Below are 15,708 nucleotides of genomic sequence, written 5' to 3' on the forward strand. Positions count from 1 at the left end.
CAGATGCCGATATAGAAAACCTAGAGGCGCTTGACCGAACTCTATGGAGAGCAGAAACGCGCGTGACGCTTTGATTCCGTATTGAGATACTGCACTTTGCGGTTTTACTCTGGCGGTAGCCTCACATCCCATTCCGCCTCATCATCTCCTCCAGCAGCGCCTTCTTCCCCCTCTCGCTGATCCGGCGGGGTCCCTCCATGGGCACCCCCGCCCCGAGGCCCAAAGGGGAACGCAGCGGCTCCTCGCCCATGCCCGCCAGCGCCGCATCCTCCTCGCGCTGCAGATCGCCGAATTCGGGGCGGCGGCCCTCCAGCCCCTCGGCCTCGCGGCGCCTCAGGTAGTCCATCGTCTCGGCCCCCTCGATCAGCCCCGCCAGCCGAGCATGCATCCAGCCCGCCACGATCCGGTTGACCCGCGCCTGCTAGTCCGGCCCCATCGACCGGAAGAACTTGACCACATCCGCATCCAGCCGCAGCGTGACGCGCGTCTTCGCGCACCGCCCCCGCTCAAGCGCGATCTGGTGCCATTCCTCGGGGATGCGCATCCGGGACAGGACCGTGCTGTGCAGGTCCCATTCCAGCATCCGCATCGCGTCCGCCATGTAGTGGTAATTCGCCCGCCGCACCTCGGCCGTCTTGCCCGCGCCCATGCCCGCACCCCGTTTCTGACCGGCTCCAGACTGGCGGCGGGTGGTTAACGGCGGCTTAAGGGGGCGTGCGTTGTCGGTGTACGTTCGGTGCACGCGCGGTGCACGCCCGGTGCCTACGCTGTGCGGGCCAGAAGATAGCAGTCCATGATCCACCCATGCGCTGCCCGCGCCCTTGCCCGAGCCTCGAAAATTCGCGCCCCCGCCTCGGCCAGAGGCCCCATGTCCAGCATTTCCTCGCCCATCCCCAGGTAAGCGCCCCACCAGATGAACAGCCCCTCCGGCGCCAGCGCCCGAAAGCTGCATTCCCCGTCCAGCATCACCACCACCCGGTCCGCATCAGCGGGAAACCCGCCCTCGCGCAGCCGCCGCCCGGTTGTGATAAGCACCTCATTTCCAACGGAGTTCAGAGGGATGACATGCGCCGCACACAGCGCCTGCACCGCTGTGATCCCCGGCACGACCTTGGCCGGCCAGCCCACCCGCGCCGCGATCCTGAGGCTGCTGTCATAGAGCGAAGGGTCCCCCCAGACCAGCATCGCCACCGTCCCGCCCTCCGGCAGCGCCGCCCGCACCGCGGCCTCCCACGCCGCCGCGATGGCGTCGTGCCAAAGCTCAACCCCCTGAAGATAGGGCAGATCCTGGTCCCGCACCGGCAGATCGACCTCGGCCACGAGGCCGCCCGGCCGGTGCCGCGCCAGCATGGCAAGGCGCAGATGCGCCAGGTCCTCCTTGCCCGCGCCCTTGCGGGGAAGCAGAACAAGATCAGCCTCTTGCAGGGCGCGGACGCCCTGCAGGGTCAGGTGGTCGGGATGGCCCGTGCCCGCCCCGACCAGAACCAGGTCGATCACGCGTAGAGCCGCGGCGTCACCAGCGCGCTGCCGCGCAGACCCCGCGCCGCCTTGGCGCCCGCAAGAACGGCCAGGTCCACCAGCGGCTCGATGGCGATGACCAGAAGGTACGCCGCGCCGAAGGTCAGGATCCCGCCCGTCGCTTCGACGCCTTGACCCCAGAGCGCCCAGAAGGCGACCCAAGCCACCACGCCCCCTTGGAAGGCCGTCGACAGCGCCAGCGCCTGGCCGTAGCGCAGGTCCACATAGGCCGTCCCCGGCGCGATCACCCGCCGCGCCAGCGCCGCCACCGCGAACAGCGGCACCAGCAGCGTGGTCACGTTCATCGCGTATTGCGGCAGGTCCGACGGCGCGAAGAGAAGGCTCTGCACCAGAAGCCCGAGCGCCAGCCCGAACGCCGCCGGCGCCGCGCCGAACAGCAGGAACAGAGTCGAGCCAAGGATCAGGTGCACCTCGGACACGCCCACGGGCGCGGTCGGCAGGACCTCGAAGAAGACGAAGGTCGCGGCCGTGGCGAGGCCCGTGCGCGCCAGCAGCGAGGTCGCGCCGCGCTCGCGCAGGGCGTCCCAGCCCAGCTTCAGCGCGTAAAGGCCGGCGGTGGCGGCGGTGGCGTAGCTCAGGATCAGTTTGGCACCGTTCACGATGCCGGGCTCGATATGCATATGCTCTCTCCTTGCCGTCACACCCGACGGCTTCCATGGGTTTCGCGCATGGCCGGTCTCCTGGCTCGCGGGTCAGGGCGCGGCGTCGGCCTTCCCGGGTCTCCCCAGTGGCATCACGTGACGCGCGCTCGCCGCATACAGTCGCGGGGGCGGCTGAGGCTTCGGGCGCCGCGATTGGGTCCGCCCTTCCTCATTCCCGATGAAGCCCGACGCTGCGCGTCTGGTGGGCACCATGCCGGATCACCTAAGGGTGAAGCGGGCCGCCGGGTCAAGTCGCCGCAGGCGCGATGAGGTGAAAGAAGGTGCCCGTAACGCTCCCGCCACCCGGCATCACCCGGTGGCTGCCGGTCTCGGGGACGGGCGCGCCGGTGGCGTCCGTCACCTCGGCCAGCGGCGCGTCAGGCTGGGCGGTGATCGAGGCGTAGTGGAACTCGTGCCCCCGCAGCGCCTGCCAGCCGAGGCCCGGCAGCGGCGCCAGCAGCGCCGCGCGGCGGTAGCCCAAATGCATCCGGCGCTTGGCGTAGCTGGTTTCCAGCCGCAGAAGGCCCAGCATCGGGTGGCGCACCCCCTCGGCATCCACCAGCCCCGCCCCGAGCGTCATGTAGCCGCCGCATTCGCCATGGACCGGCCGCGTCTCGGCGAAGCGGTGCATCGCGCGGCGGAAGCGGTCCGCGGCGGCGAGGCGGGGGGCGTGCAGCTCGGGATAGCCGCCGGGCAGCCAGCAGCAATCGGCGCTGTCGTCGGGGGCTTCGTCGGCCAGCGGCGAGAAGGGCAGGATGGTGGCGCCCGCGCGCCGCCAGGCGTCCAGCACATGCGGATAGGTGAAGCTGAAGGCCGCGTCGCGGGCCAGAGCGATGCGTCCGCCGGGCGGGGGCAGGGGGCGCGGCGCGGCGGCCTCGGGCAAAGGGCGTGCGGCGGCGGCGGCGATGATCGCGTCCAGGTCGCAATGGGCCGCGATGAAGGCGCCGGCATGGTCGAGGATGGCCTGCAGCCCCTCGGTCTCCTCCGCCTGGACAAGGCCCAGATGCCGCTCGGGCAGGGTGATGTTGCCCTGCCGCGGCAGCGCGCCGAGGACGGGGATGCCGGCCGCCGCCATGCCCTCGCGGATCAGCGCGTCATGCCGGGGCGAGGCGACGCGGTTCAGCACCACGCCGGCGAAGGGCAGGTCCGGGCGCAGGCTGGCAAAGCCCCGCGCGGTCGCGGCGGCCGATTGCGCCTGCCCGGAGACGTCGATGATCAGCACAACCGGCCAGCCCATCATCGCCGCGACCTCGGCGCTGGAGCCGATGCCGGTCTCGCCGGGCTTCGCCACCCCGTCGAAAAGGCCCATCGAGCCCTCGGCCAGGATCAGGTCGGCGGGCGGCTGGCTGGCGACGTGATGGATCAGGCGTCCCGGCTCCATCGCCCAGGCATCGAGGTTGAAGCTGGCCCGGCCGGAGGCGGCGCGGTGAAAGCCGGGGTCGATATAGTCGGGGCCGGACTTGAAGGGCTGCACGCTCAGCCCGCGCTGGCGCAGCGCCGCCAGCAGGCCCAGCATCAGGACGGTCTTGCCCGTCCCGGATGCGGGGGCCGAGATCATCAGGCCCGGGGTGAGTGGCGGGGTCATTCGGGAAACCTCGGCTCGTCGCCGACAGGGCGGTAGCGGCGGTCGTAATCGGCGGCGTAGAGGCGGCTGTCGTCGAAGCCCTCGGCAGCGAGCGCACGTCCGACGAGGATCAGCGCAGTGCGGTCGATGTCCCCGGCCTCGAGGCTGCCAAGCGTGCCCCGGATGACGCGCTGGTCGGGCCAGCTGGCGCGGAAGACGATCGCGGCGGGACAATCCGCGCCGTAATGGGGGATCAGCTCGGCGCGGACGGTCTCCAGCGCGTGGATCGACAGGTGGATCGCCAGCGTGGCGCCGGTGGCGGCGAAGGCGGCGAGGCGCTCGGTCTCGGGCATGGAGGAGGCGCGGCCGGGGGTGCGGGTCAGCACGACGGATTGCGCGAGGCCGGGCAGGGTCAACTCGACCTCCAGCGCGGCGGCGGCGGCGGCGAAGCTGGGCACGCCGGGGACGACGTTCACCGGGATCTGAAGCGCGCGCAGGCGGCGCAGCTGCTCGCCCATCGCGGACCAGATCGACAGATCGCCGGAATGGAGGCGCGCGACGTCATGGCCCGCCTCATGCGCGGCGGCGATGTCGGCGATGATCTGATCGAGGCTCAGCGGCGCCGTGTTCACGATGCGCGCGCCGGGGGGGCAATGGGTCAGCAGCGCGGGCGGCACCAAGCTGCCGGCATAGAGGCAGACCGGGCAGGCCGCGATCAGGTCGCGGCCGCGGAGGGTGATGAGGTCGGCCGCGCCCGGACCGGCGCCGATGAAATGGACGGTCATGGGACCTCTGCAATGGCGATGGTGACGGTGCCGAAGGCTTGGCGGGCCTGGATCAGGCGCCCGCCCGCGGCGATGGCGGCGGCCTCGGCGACCGAGCCGGTGCCGAAGGCGGCCGTGATGCGGGGCGATTGCGTGGGGGTCACGACGCCGGCGACCTCGACGAGGCGCAGGGGCAGGTTCAGCAGGGCCGCCACAGGGCGCAGCTCGGCCTCGCGCGCAGGGATGGTGGCGATCGCGTCGGGCTTGGCGCCCATGATGACGGCGGCCAGGATCTCGGGCGGGGTGCCGGGGCGGCAGCCGATGCCGGCTATGCGCATGTCAGGCTCCATTGCACCAGCGGCCGGGCGGGCTGCCAGCCGCGCATGGTGCCCAGGGGGGCGGCGCGGGCCAGCTCGATCCGCAGCAGCTCGCCGCCGTGGCGGGCGTGAAGCTGGGTCAGCAGCGCCTCGGTTTCCAGCGTGACGGCATTGGCGACGAGGCGTGTGCCAGGGGGCAGGGGCAGCAATGCGTTAAACAGCGCCGGGCTGGCGCCGCCGCCTATGAAGATGGCATCGGGTTCGGGGAGGCCGGTGAGTGCCTCGGGGGCGGTGCCATGGCGCGGCTCGATCCGGTGGGCGAGGCCGAAGCGGGCGCGGTTCTCCTCGATCAGGGCCAGGCGGTCCGCGCGCGGCTCGATGCAGATGGCGCGCCCGCCGGCCAGCGCCCATTCGACCGAGATCGCCCCCGAGCCGCCGCCGATGTCCCAGAGCAGCGCGCCGGGCCGGGGTTGCAGGGCGGCCAAGGTCAGGGCGCGGACAGGGGCCTTGGTAATCTGGCCCTCATGGGCGAACAGATCGTCGGGACGGCCAGGCGTGGCGGGCAGGCCATAGCCGCGCGGCAGGTCCGCGCCGTCGATGGCGACGGCGACGGGGGCGGCGCAGGTCATCTGGAACGCGTCGGCGCGGCTCTCGCGGAGCCGCTCGGCGGGGCCGCCGAGGCGTTCCAGCACGATCAGGCGCGCGGCCTCCGCGCCCTCGGCCAACAGCCACTCGGCCAGCGCGGCGGGGGCGTCCCCGTCCCGCAGCGTCGCGATGATCCGGCAGCCGCGCGCCAGGTGGGGGCGCAGCCGCTCGAACGGGGCGGCGTGGAGGCCGAGGGCCGTCACCTCCTCGATCCGCCAGCCGAGGCGGGCCGCCGCCAGCGACAGCGTGCCGGGGGTGGGCAGGGCGCGCCATTCCCCCGGCGCCAGCGCCGCGGTCAGCGTCCCGCCGGCGCCGAACCAGAAGGGATCGCCCGAAGCCAGCACCACCACGCGCCGGCCGCCAAGCGCCAGCACCGGGGCAATGTCGAAAGGGACGGGCCAGGCGCGGCCCCGTGCGCCGGCCTCGGCCAGCGTCAGGTGGCGGGGGGCGCCGAAGATGGTCTCGGCCCCGGCCAGCGCGCTGCGGCTTGCATCGGTCAGGCCGGCGAGGCCATCTTCGCCCAGACCGATGATGGTGAGCCAGGGATCAGCCATGACGCGCGTGCTTCTGCTGGGCGGCACGACCGAAGCGAGCCGCCTCGCCGCCCTTCTGGCGCGCGAGAAGGTGGCGGCCGTCTTTTCCTATGCCGGCCGGACGGCGGCGCCGGTTCCGCAGCCTTTGCCGACGCGGATCGGCGGCTTCGGCGGGCCCGAGGGGCTGGCGGCGTGGCTGCGGGCCGAGCGGATCACGCATGTGGTGGATGCCACCCATCCCTTCGCCGCGCAGATGAGCCAAAACGCCCATGCCGCCTGCGCCGCGCTGAACCTGCCGCTGCTGGCGCTCCAGCGGCCCGCCTGGCAGGCGGGGCCGGGCGATGACTGGCTCCACGTCCCCGACATCGCGGCGGCCGCGCGGGCGCTGCCCGAGGCTCCGGCGCGGGTCTTTCTGGCCATCGGCAAGCAGAACCTGCCGGCCTTCGCGCATCTGCCGCATCGCTGGCTGCTGCGCCTCGTCGATCCGCCCGAGGTGCCGCCCCTGCCGAACGCTGACATCGTCATCGCGCGCGGCCCCTTCACCAGCGAGGGCGACCGGGCGCTGATGGCGGCGCATAGGATCACGCATCTGGTCGCCAAGAACAGCGGGGGGGCGGGGGCCGAGGGAAAGCTGGCCGCCGCCCGCGCGCTCGGGGTCCGCGTCGTGATGATCGACCGCCCGGCGCTGCCGCCGCGCGCCGAGGTGGCGCGCCCCAAGGAGGCACTGGACTGGCTGCATCACACCGCCTCCGCGCTGCGGGGGGTGTAGACCCACCGGCCGACCCGGCGCGTCGCCGCGTTACCGACCAGCACGACGGTCCGCATGTCGGCCATCTCGGGAAGGGCCTCGTTGAGCGTGACCACCGTCAGCCGCTCGTCCGGCGTGGTGACGGCGCGGGCGAAGATCATCAGGCGCTGCGGGGCGCATTCCTCGCGCAGGATCTCCAGCACGCGGGCGAAGCCTTCGGGGCGGCTCGCCGAGCGGGGGTTGTAGAAGGCCATGGCGAAGTCGCCGCGCGCGGCGTGGCGCAGGCGATGCTCGATCAGGGCGAAGGGCTTGAGATTGTCCGACAGGTTGATCGCGCAGAAATCATGGCCCAAGGGCGCCCCGGCGCGGGCTGCTGCCGCCAGCATCGCGGTGATGCCGGGCAGGATGCGGATCTCGGGGTCCGCGTCCGGCCCAAGCGCCTCGAAGAGGGCCGAGGCCATCGCGAAGACGCCCGGATCGCCCGAGGAGACGACGATCACCCGCCGCCCCTCGGCTGCCAGCCGCAGGGCGAGGCGGGCGCGGTCCATCTCCACCCGATTGTCGGACGGGTGCAGGGTCAGCCCCTCCCGCGCCGCCACGCGGGCCACATAGGGGATGTAGCCGATCACGTCGGTCGCCTGCGCCAGCGCCTCGGTCACCTCCGGGGTCACCAGCGCGTCGGCGCCGGGGCCGAGGCCCGCGACGGCGATCCAGCCGCTCATTCGGCCACCGAGAGGGCGCGGGCGGGGCGGCGGCCCTGGCCGTGGACCAGCACGATGGCGAAATAGGGGCAGTCGGCGTCGTCGACCTCGGCCAGGCGGGCGATGCGCTGGCCGGGCATGGTGCCGCGCTCGATCAGCCACGCGTCCGGCAGGCGTCCAGCGGCAGCCAAGGCGCGGCGCACGCGGGGCAGGTTGCGGCCGGTCTTCATGATGACCAGCGCGTCGCTGCCGGCCATGTGGCGTGCCAACTCGGCCTCGGGCAGGGTGCCCATGAGGACCGTCATCACGTCGTCGCCCCAGGTGATCGGGGTCCCGCTGGCGTGCCAGCAGCCGGCCATGCCGGGGATGCCGGGGATCACATCGACCTGCGCCCGGTCCTTCAGGCGCACGTAGAGATGCATGAACGAGCCGTAGAAGAACGGGTCCCCCTCGCAGAGGACCACCACGTCGCCGCCCTCGGCCAGCACCGCGAGCCGCGCGGCCCAGTCATCGTAGAAGGCCGAGAGCAGGTCGTTGTAGAGCGGGCTGTCGAAGGGCAGCTCGGTCGTGACGGGGTACTCCATCGGGTGCTCGACGGCACCTTCGGCGAGCATCCCCTCGACGATGCGCCGCGCCTGGCCGGGGCGGCCGGGCTTGCGGAAATAGGCGATCTGGCGGGCGGTGCGCACCGCCCGATCGGCCCTGACCGAGATGAGGTCGGGGTCCCCCGGCCCGAGGCCCGCGCAGATGATGCGTCCCATGCGCTACTCCTTCCGGCTGGCAAGCGCGTTGATGGCCGCCACGGTGATCGCCGAGCCGCCAAGCCGGCCGCGCACGATCAGCGACGGGGCGGGCGGGGCTTCCATCAGCGCGTCCTTCGATTCGGCCGCGCCGACGAAGCCCACGGGGCAGCCGATGATGGCGGCGGGGCGCGGGCAGGCGGGGTCCTCGAGCATGTTCAGCAGATGGAACAGCGCGGTCGGCGCGTTGCCGATGGCAACGACGGCGCCGTCCAGATGCGGGCGCCACAGCTCCAGCGCGGCGGCGCTGCGGGTGTTGCCCATCTCGCGCGCGATCTCGGGGGTGCGGGGATCGTTCAGGGTGCAGACGACCGCGTTCGCGGCGGGCAGGCGCGGGCGGGTGATCCCCTCGCTGACCATGCGCGCATCGCAGAGGATCGGGGCGCCCGCCGCCAGCGCCACGCGGGCGGCCGTCGCCATGCCGGGGGTGAAGGCGATGTGACGCTCCAGCCCCACCAGCCCGGCGGCATGGATCATGCGAACGGCGACGGGCTCTTCGTCGGCATCGAAGCGCGCCAGATCGGCCTCGGCCCGGATGGTGGCGAAGGACTGGCGATAGATCGCGGCACCGTCCTTTTCGTAAACATGGGGCATCAGAGAACCTTGGGCAGCTGGTCGGGGTGCAGGCCCCGCAGGGTCGGAGCATCGGCGGCGCGGCCGTGGCGGATCAGGTCGAACCCGGCGGCCGTGGCGGTCAGGGTCAGGTCGGCGGGGCGTGGCCAGGCACAGCCCTTGGCGCAGCCCGACACATGCAGCACCGCGCCCTTTGGGACAAGCGGCGCCAGGCTGCGGGCGAGGTTTCGCGTCTCGGCCAGCGCGCTGGCGCAGGCCGGCGCACCGGGGCAGGCGCGCAGGGCAAGGCGCGGATCGGCCGGGTCGAGGATCAGCCCCGGCAGGTCCGGCAGCGCTTGGGCGCCGCTCGCCAGGATCATCCGCCACGGCGTCAGGCGCAGGGGCGCGAGGCGGGCAAGGCGGCGCAGCGTGTCCGGCGCGATCTGCCCGAATTCCAGCGCGGCGAGGATGCCGCTGGCATGGGCGCCCGGCGCGGCGGGCGGGGCGGGCGGATGGGGGGCGAGGCGGGTGCCGCACGGCACGCAGCCGCGCAGGATGAGCGCCCGCATGCGCCCGCGGCCATTCGTGGCGCCTCCCTGCCCGAGGAACCATCGCGCAAGATCCAGCGCGTCCTGCGGGCCGGAATAGGCTGTCCCGGCTTCCATCCTGTCGGCGCGGAGGATTGGGCCAGCCGGCCCACGCTCGATGCGGATATCGGCGGGGTCCTCGGACAGGACCGGGCCCGCGCCCGTGTCCACGGCAAAGCCGAACTTCGACGGCAGCTCGAGGTCGGAGGTCTCCAGCGCGGCCTCCAGCGCCTCGGCCAGGGCGTCGGCCTCGGGGTCGGCGAAGGGCGTCACCATCACGTTCCGCCGCCGCTCGACCGCGGCGTCCACGTCGAGCAGCCCTGCCGCCCGCAGGTCCATGAGCAGCGCCGGGTGGCCGGCCGTCGTCACGCCCCGAAGCTGCAGGTTCGCCCGGCCGGTCAGCTCGATCACCCTGTTTCCATGCGCCTCGGCGGCATCCGCGATGGCGCCCGCCTGCGCGGCATCCAGCCGCCCTCCCCGCGGCCGGACTCGAACCACCAGCCCGTCGCCGGATTCCATCGGCGCCAATGCGCCGGGGCACCAGCCGCGGACGGTCACAGGGCCACCGCGATGGAGTTGCGCCGCGTCGCCCACAGCCCCGCCTCGGCCAGCCGCCGGAAGAGGTCCCGCATGGCCGCCAGCGCGCCGGGATTGGCGCCTTCCATGAAGTCCACGATCTCGGGCCGGCCGAGCGTCGCGTCGTGATAGAGATCGAACAGATGCGTCGGCACGGCCCCCGCCAGATGGGCGAAGGCGGCCAGATGGTCCAGCGTCGCCGCGATCTCGGCCGCGCCGCGAAATCCGTGCCGGGTCATCCCGTCGGCCCAGGCCGGATCGGCGGCGCGGGCGCGGACGGTGCGCGCGATCTCCTCGGTCAGGCTGCGGGCGCGGGGGCGGTCCGGCTGCGTCGCGTCCAGATGATAGAGGCTCGCCTGCCCGCCAAGCCGCGCCATCGCGGCGGCAAAGCCCGCCTCGTGGGCGGCATAGTCGGCGGCCAGCAGCAGGTCGCTCTCGGGCAGGTCCTGGGCATGAACGAAGCTGTCCGCCCGGACCATCCGCGCCTTCAGCCCCGCGCGATCCTCGCGGCTGGCGCCGTCTGCGCCGATGGCCCAGCTGGAGGCGGCAAGCCAGGCCTCGCCCGCCGCCGCCCGCGCCTCGTCGGTGAAGGTATCGGCGGCGACGCCCATTCCCAGCCCGTACTGGCCGGGCCGCGGCCCGAAGACCCGCGGCCCGGCGCCGGCATAGGGGTTCATGTCGGCCGCCTCCTCCCGCCCGGCCAGCAGCGCCGCCCCGGTCTCGAACAGCTGCGCCAGCACCGGGAAGACGTCGCGAAAGAGGCCCGAGACCCGCAGCGTCACGTCGATGCGCGGCCGGTCCAGCAGCGCCAGTGGCACCGCCTCGACCCCCGAGACACGGCCCGAGCCAGCGTCCCAGACCGGCTTCAGCCCCGCCAGATGCAGCGCCATCGCGAACTCCTCGCCCGCCGTCCGCATCGTCGCGCTGCCCCACAGATCGACGACCAGCCCCTTAGGCCAGTCGCCGTGATCCTGCAGATGGCGGCGCAAAAGCTCCTCGGCCAGCTTCACCCCCTGCGCATAAGCGGCGGGCGTCGGCACGGCGCGCGGATCGACGGCAAAGAGGTTCCGCCCCGTCGGCAGTACATCGGACCGCCCCCGGTTCGGCGAGCCCGAAGGGCCGGGCGCCACGAACCGCCCCGCCAGCGCGCGCATCAGCCCCGCCCGCTCCTCGGCCCCGCAGGCGCCTTGCCCAAAGACATGCAGCCCGTCGCCGAACTGGCTCTCCTTGATGTCGCAGACGAAGCGGTCGATGCGGGTGATCGCCTCGGCCGCGCTGGCATCCGCTGGCAGACCCAGGTCATCCTCGACCCCAAGCGCCCGCGCCTCCGCCCGGATGCCGGCAATCAGCCGGTCGCGCCGCGCCGGGTCCAGCCCGTCGGCGGTGGAGTACTCGTCCAGAAGCCGCTCCAGCCCCGCCATGCCTTCGGGCAGGATTGAGGCCCGCATCGGCGGCGGCAGATGGCCAAGCGTCACCGCCCCGATCCGCCGCTTGGCCTGCGCAGCCTCGCCCGGATCGTTGACAATGAAGGGGTAGATAACCGGCAGATCGCCCACCAGCGCCTCGGGCCAGCAGTCCTCGGACAGGGCGACGGCCTTGCCCGGCAGCCATTCCAGCGTCCCATGCGCGCCCATGTGGACCAGCGCATCCGCCTGATCCCGCAGCCACAGGTAGAAGGCGATATAGGCGTGCCGCGGCACGCGGGTCAGGTCGTGATAGGCGTCCTCGCGACCGGCCCGATGCGCCCGCTCGGGCTGCAGCGCCAGCAGCAACTTCCCCCGCCGCAGCGCCCGGAAGCGGAAGACGCCGCCGGCGCAATCCGGGTCCGCCTCGGGCGCGCCCCAGGCCGCCGCCAGATCGTCCCGCAGCGCCTGCGGCAACCGCTCCAGCGCGGCACGATACGCCTCGAGCGGCCACGCCTCGCAAGCCTTGGCCAATCCTGCCGCATCGCCGGGAGCAACGTCATGACCCGCCTCCGCCAGCATCCGCATCATCGCCTCGGCCGAGGCCAGGGAATCCAGCCCCACCGCATGGGCCATCTGCCAATCCCGCCCCGGATAGGTCGACAGCACCAGCGCCACCCGCCGCGCCTCCGCCGGCATCCGCGCCAAACGGGCCCAACCCGCGATCCGCCGCACCGCCGCCCTCACGCGGTCCATGTCCGGCCGGTGCACGAAACGGCTGTATTGCAGCGCCGGATCGCGCGGCGCCACGCCCTTGAAGCTGACCACGCCCACGAAGATCCGCCCGTCCACCTCCGGCAGGACGACATTCATCGCCAGGTCCGAAGGCGACAGCCCCCGCTCCGCCTCCGCCCAATCCCGCCGCCGGTTGGTGGAGAAGGCCACCTGGAAGACCAAACAGGCCCAGCTGAACGGCGCAACGCCCCCATCTTCTGTGCGCAAATATCCCGGGGGGTCCGGGGGGCTGGCCCCCCGTCCGGCCTTGGCCACGATACCTCCGCCCGAGGAGAAGCCCGTCGCGTTCACCACGAAGGCCGGCTCGGGCAGCGAGGCCAGCAACGCCTCCACCCCCTCGGCCTTCAGCGAGGGCACGAAGACCCCGACGGCGGCGAAGCCATCGTCCCGCAGCGCCCGGATCAGCGCATCGACCGGGGCCACATCCGCCGCCGCCAGCCAGCTTCGGTAGAAGACCACGACGGCCTCGGCAGTCTCGGGCGGGGCGGCCAGAACGCCTGCGTCCGGGTCGTAGAACCCCATCTGCGGCAGCAGCTTCACGCCCGGCACCGGCGCCGCCTCCAGCCCCGCCGCCAGCGCCAGCTGCGCCAGGGCGGCTTGCGCGGCCACCGCGCCGCCTTGGTCGCAATGCCGCCGCAACACGCGCAGGACCGAGGCCGGCACCGTCGAGACCTCGTCCAGCCGCGGATCGTCCCGCCCGTCCGCCGGCAGCACCGCCAGCGCAATTCCGCGCCGCCGGGCCAGGTCCTGGACCGAGGCCAGCCCATAGGGCCAATAGGCCTCGCCCCCGATCAGCCGGATCAGGATGCCCTTCGCCCCGCTCAGCGTCTGCTCGAGATAGGTGTCGACCGAAACCGGGTGCCGCAGCGCCACAAGGTTGCACAGGCGCAGCGAGGGCAGCCCGCCCGCCGCCCGATGCCATCCTGCCGCGAACGCGCCGAGGTCGCTGTCCGAGAAGGACAGCACCACCAGATCCGCCGGCGTCTGGCCGGGGTCATAGGGGGCGTCCGTCTGGTCCAGACCGGCGCGTTCGCGGAAGATGACATGCATCAGGCGGGGACACCCTCAAGGACCGCTCGGATCGCGGCCTCGTTCACGTCGTCATGCTCGGCGATGACCACGAGGCGCGAGCGGCGCGGCGCCGTCCCCCAGGGCCGGTCGTACTGGTGCCGCACCCGCGCGCCGACCGCCTGCACCAGCAGGCGCATCGGCTTTCCGGCGACCGCGACATGGCCCTTTACGCGCAGGATGTTCTGCTCGGCGGCCAGCAGGGCGATGCGGTCGGCCAGATCGGCGGGGTCGGTGATCTCGGGCAGTTCGATCACCAGCGTGTCGAAATCCTCGTGCTCGTGATCGTCCGCGCCGTCGTGATGGCTGGGGCGGGCGTCGAGGTCATCCTCGGCCGCCTTGCCGAGGCCGAGGATCAGACGCGGGTCCACCGCCCCCTCGGTGATCGTCAGGATGGGCAGGGGACGCGGCGCCTCGGCCTCGATCACGCGGCGGGCGGCGGCGACGCCGGTCTCGCCCGCGAGGTCCGCCTTGGTCAGCAGCACCACGTCGGCGCAGGCGATCTGGTCCTCGAAGACCTCGGACAGCGGCGTCTCGTGGTCCAGGCTGTCGTCGGCGGCGCGCTGCGCGTCCACGGCCGCGACATCGGGGGCGAAGCGGCCGGCCGCCACGGCCTCGGCATCGGCCAGGGCGATCACCCCGTCCACCGTGATGCGCGAGCGGATCGCCGGCCAGTCGAAGGCCTTCAGCAGCGGCTTCGGCAGCGCGAGGCCCGACGTCTCGATCAGGATGTGGTCGGGCTTTTGCGGCAGCGCCATCAGCGCCTCGAGCGTCGGGATGAAGTCGTCGGCGACGGTGCAGCAGATGCAACCGTTCGACAGCTCCATGATGTTCTCGGCCGGGCAGCTTTCATCCGCGCAGCCCTTCAGGATGTCGCCGTCCACGCCCATCGTGCCGAATTCGTTGACGATGACCGCCAGCCGCAACCCCTGCGGATTCTGCATCAGGTGGCGGATCAGCGTTGTCTTGCCCGAGCCCAGAAAGCCGGTGATGACGGTGACGGGTGTCTTGACCAGATCGGACATGGCTTACTCCTGGGGGATCGTCAGAGGGGGAATGCGGGCAAGGCTCTGCTTGCGGAAGATGGCGGGACGCTCGCGCCAGGGGACGATCCCGTCGGCGCTGGCGGCATAGGCGGCCGCGCCCGACAGGATATCGGCGGCGTCCTCGAGGGTCAGGCGGCCGTAGACATAGGACCACTTGCCCGGACCCGTCAGCGCGACCGAGCAGCCCTGCGAGCAGGCCGAGAGGCATTCGACCCCCCGAAGCTCGACCGCGTCGGGAACGGCGCCGGCCAGCGCCTCCAGCAGCAGCGCGCCGGGGCGGCGGTCGTCGCCCGTCGGATCGTCGGGCCCGGGTTCGATCCCGCGGCAGGTGGTGCAGACATGCAAGACGGCGCGCATCGCGGCCCTTTCCGTAACGCTGAGGCGCATGGGGCTGGCCGAAGACACCGGCAGGCGCATTGCGCCCCGCCGCCATCTGCCGGTCGCGGAACACCCCGTCCGCCCGTTCAACTTCCGCGCTGGCAGGTCTCCCGGCTTGCGGATCAGACGGTCGGCCCGCCTTCCCGGCCTGCCCTTGCGGGCGGCGGCCAGTGGCATCGGGCGACCTCTCCGGTTACGGTCGCGGGGGCGGCTGCGTCGCGGGCCGAGACCCGTCGCATTCCCTCTTCGCCCGCCTTGCAGCGGGCACCAGCACGCGGCTACCAAAGGCCCCGCCGGCCGGATTTGTCAACCTCAAGGAGCCCCCGCCATGACCGAGCCCGACGCGACCCTGCCCGAGGACGAGGCCCGCCACGCCGCGAAGATGGCCAAGAAGAAGGCCGCCCGCGACCGGATGATGGATGCGAAGACGGGCGAGAAGGGGCTGATCATCGTCCATACCGGGCCGGGAAAGGGCAAGTCCTCCAGCGGCTTCGGGATGATCATGCGCTGCATCGCCCATCAGATGCCCTGCGCGGTCGTCCAGTTCATCAAGGGCGCGTGGGACACCGGCGAGCGGCGGCTGCTGACGACGCATTTTTCTGACCTCTGCCAGTTCCATTCCATGGGCGAGGGCTTCACCTGGGAGACGCAGGACAAGGCCCGCGACATCGCCGCGGCCGAGGCCGGCTGGCGCAAGGCGCAGGAGCTGATCCGCGACCCCTCGATTCGCATGGTGCTGCTGGACGAGATCAACATCGCCTTCCGCTACGGCTATCTGGATGCGGCCGAGGTGCTGGCCTTTCTTCAGGCCGAGAAGCCGCCCATGACCCACGTCGTCCTGACCGGCCGCGGCGCGCCCGAGGCGCTGGTCGAGGCGGCCGATCTGGTCACCGAGATGACGCAGGTCAAGCACCCGTTTCGCGCCGGAATCAAGGCGCAACCGGGAGTTGAGTTTTGATATGACGCGGAAAAAACTCGACGCGGGGTGAACCTGCCCCGCCGCTCGGGGGTTGAGCAGTCACGTCTTGGTGACGAAGGAGAGACGCTGCTC

General features: G+C 72.5%; 17 protein-coding genes and 2 riboswitches. Of the genes, 2 read left to right on the forward strand and 15 right to left on the reverse strand.

Going from position 1 to position 15,708, the window contains the following annotated elements:
• Positions 1–121: 121 nt before the first annotated feature.
• From BLP73_RS05940 to cbiE, 8 genes are all read right to left on the reverse strand, one after another.
• The gene (locus BLP73_RS05940) at positions 122–388 is read right to left on the reverse strand and encodes a hypothetical protein (protein WP_090741265.1); all 267 of its coding nucleotides are present in this window, start codon (positions 386–388) and stop codon (positions 122–124) included.
• Between the two features lie 33 nt (positions 389–421).
• A complete protein-coding gene (locus tag BLP73_RS05945; RefSeq protein ID WP_090741267.1) occupies positions 422–649 on the reverse strand; it encodes a BrnA antitoxin family protein in 228 nt (75 codons plus the stop codon).
• Between the two features lie 113 nt (positions 650–762).
• Positions 763–1,497 (reverse strand): precorrin-6A synthase (deacetylating), encoded by a 735-nt coding sequence (cobF, locus tag BLP73_RS05950; RefSeq protein ID WP_090741269.1) that lies wholly within the window; start codon positions 1,495–1,497, stop codon positions 763–765.
• Positions 1,494–2,159: an energy-coupling factor ABC transporter permease gene (locus BLP73_RS05955; RefSeq protein WP_090741271.1), complete on the reverse strand. Its 666-nt coding sequence runs from the start codon at positions 2,157–2,159 to the stop codon at positions 1,494–1,496. Before BLP73_RS05955 ends, cobF begins: the two co-directional genes overlap by 4 nt.
• A 33-nt stretch (positions 2,160–2,192) precedes the next feature.
• Positions 2,193–2,409, reverse strand: a riboswitch (cobalamin riboswitch).
• A gap of 18 nt (positions 2,410–2,427) precedes the next feature.
• Positions 2,428–3,765 carry a cobyrinic acid a,c-diamide synthase CobB gene (locus BLP73_RS05960; protein WP_090741273.1) on the reverse strand — a complete coding sequence of 446 codons (1,338 nt, stop codon included), beginning with the start codon at positions 3,763–3,765 and terminating at the stop codon, positions 2,428–2,430.
• Positions 3,762–4,529, reverse strand: coding sequence for a precorrin-4 C(11)-methyltransferase (cobM, locus tag BLP73_RS05965; RefSeq protein WP_090741275.1), 768 nt, complete (start codon positions 4,527–4,529; stop codon positions 3,762–3,764). The genes BLP73_RS05960 and cobM overlap by 4 nt, the downstream gene beginning before the upstream one ends.
• Positions 4,526–4,846, reverse strand: a complete 321-nt coding sequence (locus BLP73_RS05970) for a cobalamin biosynthesis protein (protein ID WP_090741277.1) — start codon at positions 4,844–4,846, stop codon at positions 4,526–4,528. Before BLP73_RS05970 ends, cobM begins: the two co-directional genes overlap by 4 nt.
• Positions 4,837–6,024, reverse strand: a complete 1,188-nt coding sequence (gene cbiE, locus BLP73_RS05975; RefSeq protein WP_090741279.1) for a precorrin-6y C5,15-methyltransferase (decarboxylating) subunit CbiE — start codon at positions 6,022–6,024, stop codon at positions 4,837–4,839. Before cbiE ends, BLP73_RS05970 begins: the two co-directional genes overlap by 10 nt.
• On the opposite strand from cbiE, the gene BLP73_RS05980 reads away from it, so the two are divergent.
• On the forward strand, positions 6,023–6,772 hold the full coding sequence (locus BLP73_RS05980; RefSeq protein ID WP_090741281.1) for a cobalt-precorrin-6A reductase: 750 nt from the start codon (positions 6,023–6,025) through the stop codon (positions 6,770–6,772). The genes cbiE and BLP73_RS05980 overlap by 2 nt on opposite strands.
• Here BLP73_RS05980 and cobJ read toward each other — a convergent pair.
• The 7 genes from cobJ to BLP73_RS06015 are packed head-to-tail and all read right to left on the reverse strand — an operon-like array spanning position 6,742 to position 14,636.
• Positions 6,742–7,473, reverse strand: a complete 732-nt coding sequence (gene cobJ / locus BLP73_RS05985) for a precorrin-3B C(17)-methyltransferase (RefSeq protein ID WP_090741283.1) — start codon at positions 7,471–7,473, stop codon at positions 6,742–6,744. The two genes, BLP73_RS05980 and cobJ, sit on opposite strands and share 31 nt — an antisense overlap.
• Positions 7,470–8,213: a precorrin-2 C(20)-methyltransferase gene (locus BLP73_RS05990; protein ID WP_090741285.1), complete on the reverse strand. Its 744-nt coding sequence runs from the start codon at positions 8,211–8,213 to the stop codon at positions 7,470–7,472. Before BLP73_RS05990 ends, cobJ begins: the two co-directional genes overlap by 4 nt.
• Positions 8,214–8,216: 3 nt before the next feature.
• Positions 8,217–8,846: a precorrin-8X methylmutase gene (locus BLP73_RS05995; protein WP_090741287.1), complete on the reverse strand. Its 630-nt coding sequence runs from the start codon at positions 8,844–8,846 to the stop codon at positions 8,217–8,219.
• Positions 8,846–9,985, reverse strand: a complete 1,140-nt coding sequence (gene cobG, locus BLP73_RS06000) for a precorrin-3B synthase (RefSeq protein ID WP_342672082.1) — start codon at positions 9,983–9,985, stop codon at positions 8,846–8,848. Before cobG ends, BLP73_RS05995 begins: the two co-directional genes overlap by 1 nt.
• A complete protein-coding gene (gene cobN, locus BLP73_RS06005) occupies positions 9,946–13,215 on the reverse strand; it encodes a cobaltochelatase subunit CobN (protein ID WP_090741291.1) in 3,270 nt (1,089 codons plus the stop codon). The genes cobG and cobN overlap by 40 nt, the downstream gene beginning before the upstream one ends.
• On the reverse strand, positions 13,215–14,258 hold the full coding sequence (cobW, locus tag BLP73_RS06010; RefSeq protein ID WP_090741293.1) for a cobalamin biosynthesis protein CobW: 1,044 nt from the start codon (positions 14,256–14,258) through the stop codon (positions 13,215–13,217). Before cobW ends, cobN begins: the two co-directional genes overlap by 1 nt.
• Positions 14,259–14,261: 3 nt before the next feature.
• Positions 14,262–14,636 (reverse strand): DUF1636 family protein, encoded by a 375-nt coding sequence (locus BLP73_RS06015; RefSeq protein ID WP_090741295.1) that lies wholly within the window; start codon positions 14,634–14,636, stop codon positions 14,262–14,264.
• 104 nt (positions 14,637–14,740) lie between these two features.
• Positions 14,741–14,944: riboswitch (cobalamin riboswitch) on the reverse strand.
• 41 nt (positions 14,945–14,985) lie between these two features.
• On the opposite strand from BLP73_RS06015, the gene cobO reads away from it, so the two are divergent.
• Positions 14,986–15,615 (forward strand): cob(I)yrinic acid a,c-diamide adenosyltransferase, encoded by a 630-nt coding sequence (cobO, locus tag BLP73_RS06020; RefSeq protein WP_090741297.1) that lies wholly within the window; start codon positions 14,986–14,988, stop codon positions 15,613–15,615.
• Positions 15,616–15,708: the final 93 nt, after the last annotated feature.

This window comes from Paracoccus tibetensis, from assembly GCF_900102505.1.
In the GTDB taxonomy this organism is placed as follows: domain Bacteria; phylum Pseudomonadota; class Alphaproteobacteria; order Rhodobacterales; family Rhodobacteraceae; genus Paracoccus; species Paracoccus tibetensis.

What these genes read in the sequence shown, in the direction of transcription:
- cobM (WP_090741275.1), bottom strand. Translation starts at nt 4,529, where the DNA reads ATGACCGTCCATTTCATCGGCGCCGGTCCGGGCGCGGCCGACCTCATC.
- cobO (WP_090741297.1), top strand. Translation starts at nt 14,986, where the DNA reads ATGACCGAGCCCGACGCGACCCTGCCCGAGGACGAGGCCCGCCACGCC.
- BLP73_RS05960 (WP_090741273.1), bottom strand. Translation starts at nt 3,765, where the DNA reads ATGACCCCGCCACTCACCCCGGGCCTGATGATCTCGGCCCCCGCATCC.
- BLP73_RS05990 (WP_090741285.1), bottom strand. Translation starts at nt 8,213, where the DNA reads ATGGGACGCATCATCTGCGCGGGCCTCGGGCCGGGGGACCCCGACCTC.
- BLP73_RS05940 (WP_090741265.1), bottom strand. Translation starts at nt 388, where the DNA reads ATGCATGCTCGGCTGGCGGGGCTGATCGAGGGGGCCGAGACGATGGAC.
- cobN (WP_090741291.1), bottom strand. Translation starts at nt 13,215, where the DNA reads ATGCATGTCATCTTCCGCGAACGCGCCGGTCTGGACCAGACGGACGCC.
- cbiE (WP_090741279.1), bottom strand. Translation starts at nt 6,024, where the DNA reads ATGGCTGATCCCTGGCTCACCATCATCGGTCTGGGCGAAGATGGCCTC.
- BLP73_RS05995 (WP_090741287.1), bottom strand. Translation starts at nt 8,846, where the DNA reads ATGCCCCATGTTTACGAAAAGGACGGTGCCGCGATCTATCGCCAGTCC.
- BLP73_RS05980 (WP_090741281.1), top strand. Translation starts at nt 6,023, where the DNA reads ATGACGCGCGTGCTTCTGCTGGGCGGCACGACCGAAGCGAGCCGCCTC.
- BLP73_RS05970 (WP_090741277.1), bottom strand. Translation starts at nt 4,846, where the DNA reads ATGCGCATAGCCGGCATCGGCTGCCGCCCCGGCACCCCGCCCGAGATC.
- cobJ (WP_090741283.1), bottom strand. Translation starts at nt 7,473, where the DNA reads ATGAGCGGCTGGATCGCCGTCGCGGGCCTCGGCCCCGGCGCCGACGCG.
- BLP73_RS05955 (WP_090741271.1), bottom strand. Translation starts at nt 2,159, where the DNA reads ATGCATATCGAGCCCGGCATCGTGAACGGTGCCAAACTGATCCTGAGC.
- cobW (WP_090741293.1), bottom strand. Translation starts at nt 14,258, where the DNA reads ATGTCCGATCTGGTCAAGACACCCGTCACCGTCATCACCGGCTTTCTG.
- BLP73_RS06015 (WP_090741295.1), bottom strand. Translation starts at nt 14,636, where the DNA reads ATGCGCGCCGTCTTGCATGTCTGCACCACCTGCCGCGGGATCGAACCC.
- BLP73_RS05945 (WP_090741267.1), bottom strand. Translation starts at nt 649, where the DNA reads ATGGGCGCGGGCAAGACGGCCGAGGTGCGGCGGGCGAATTACCACTAC.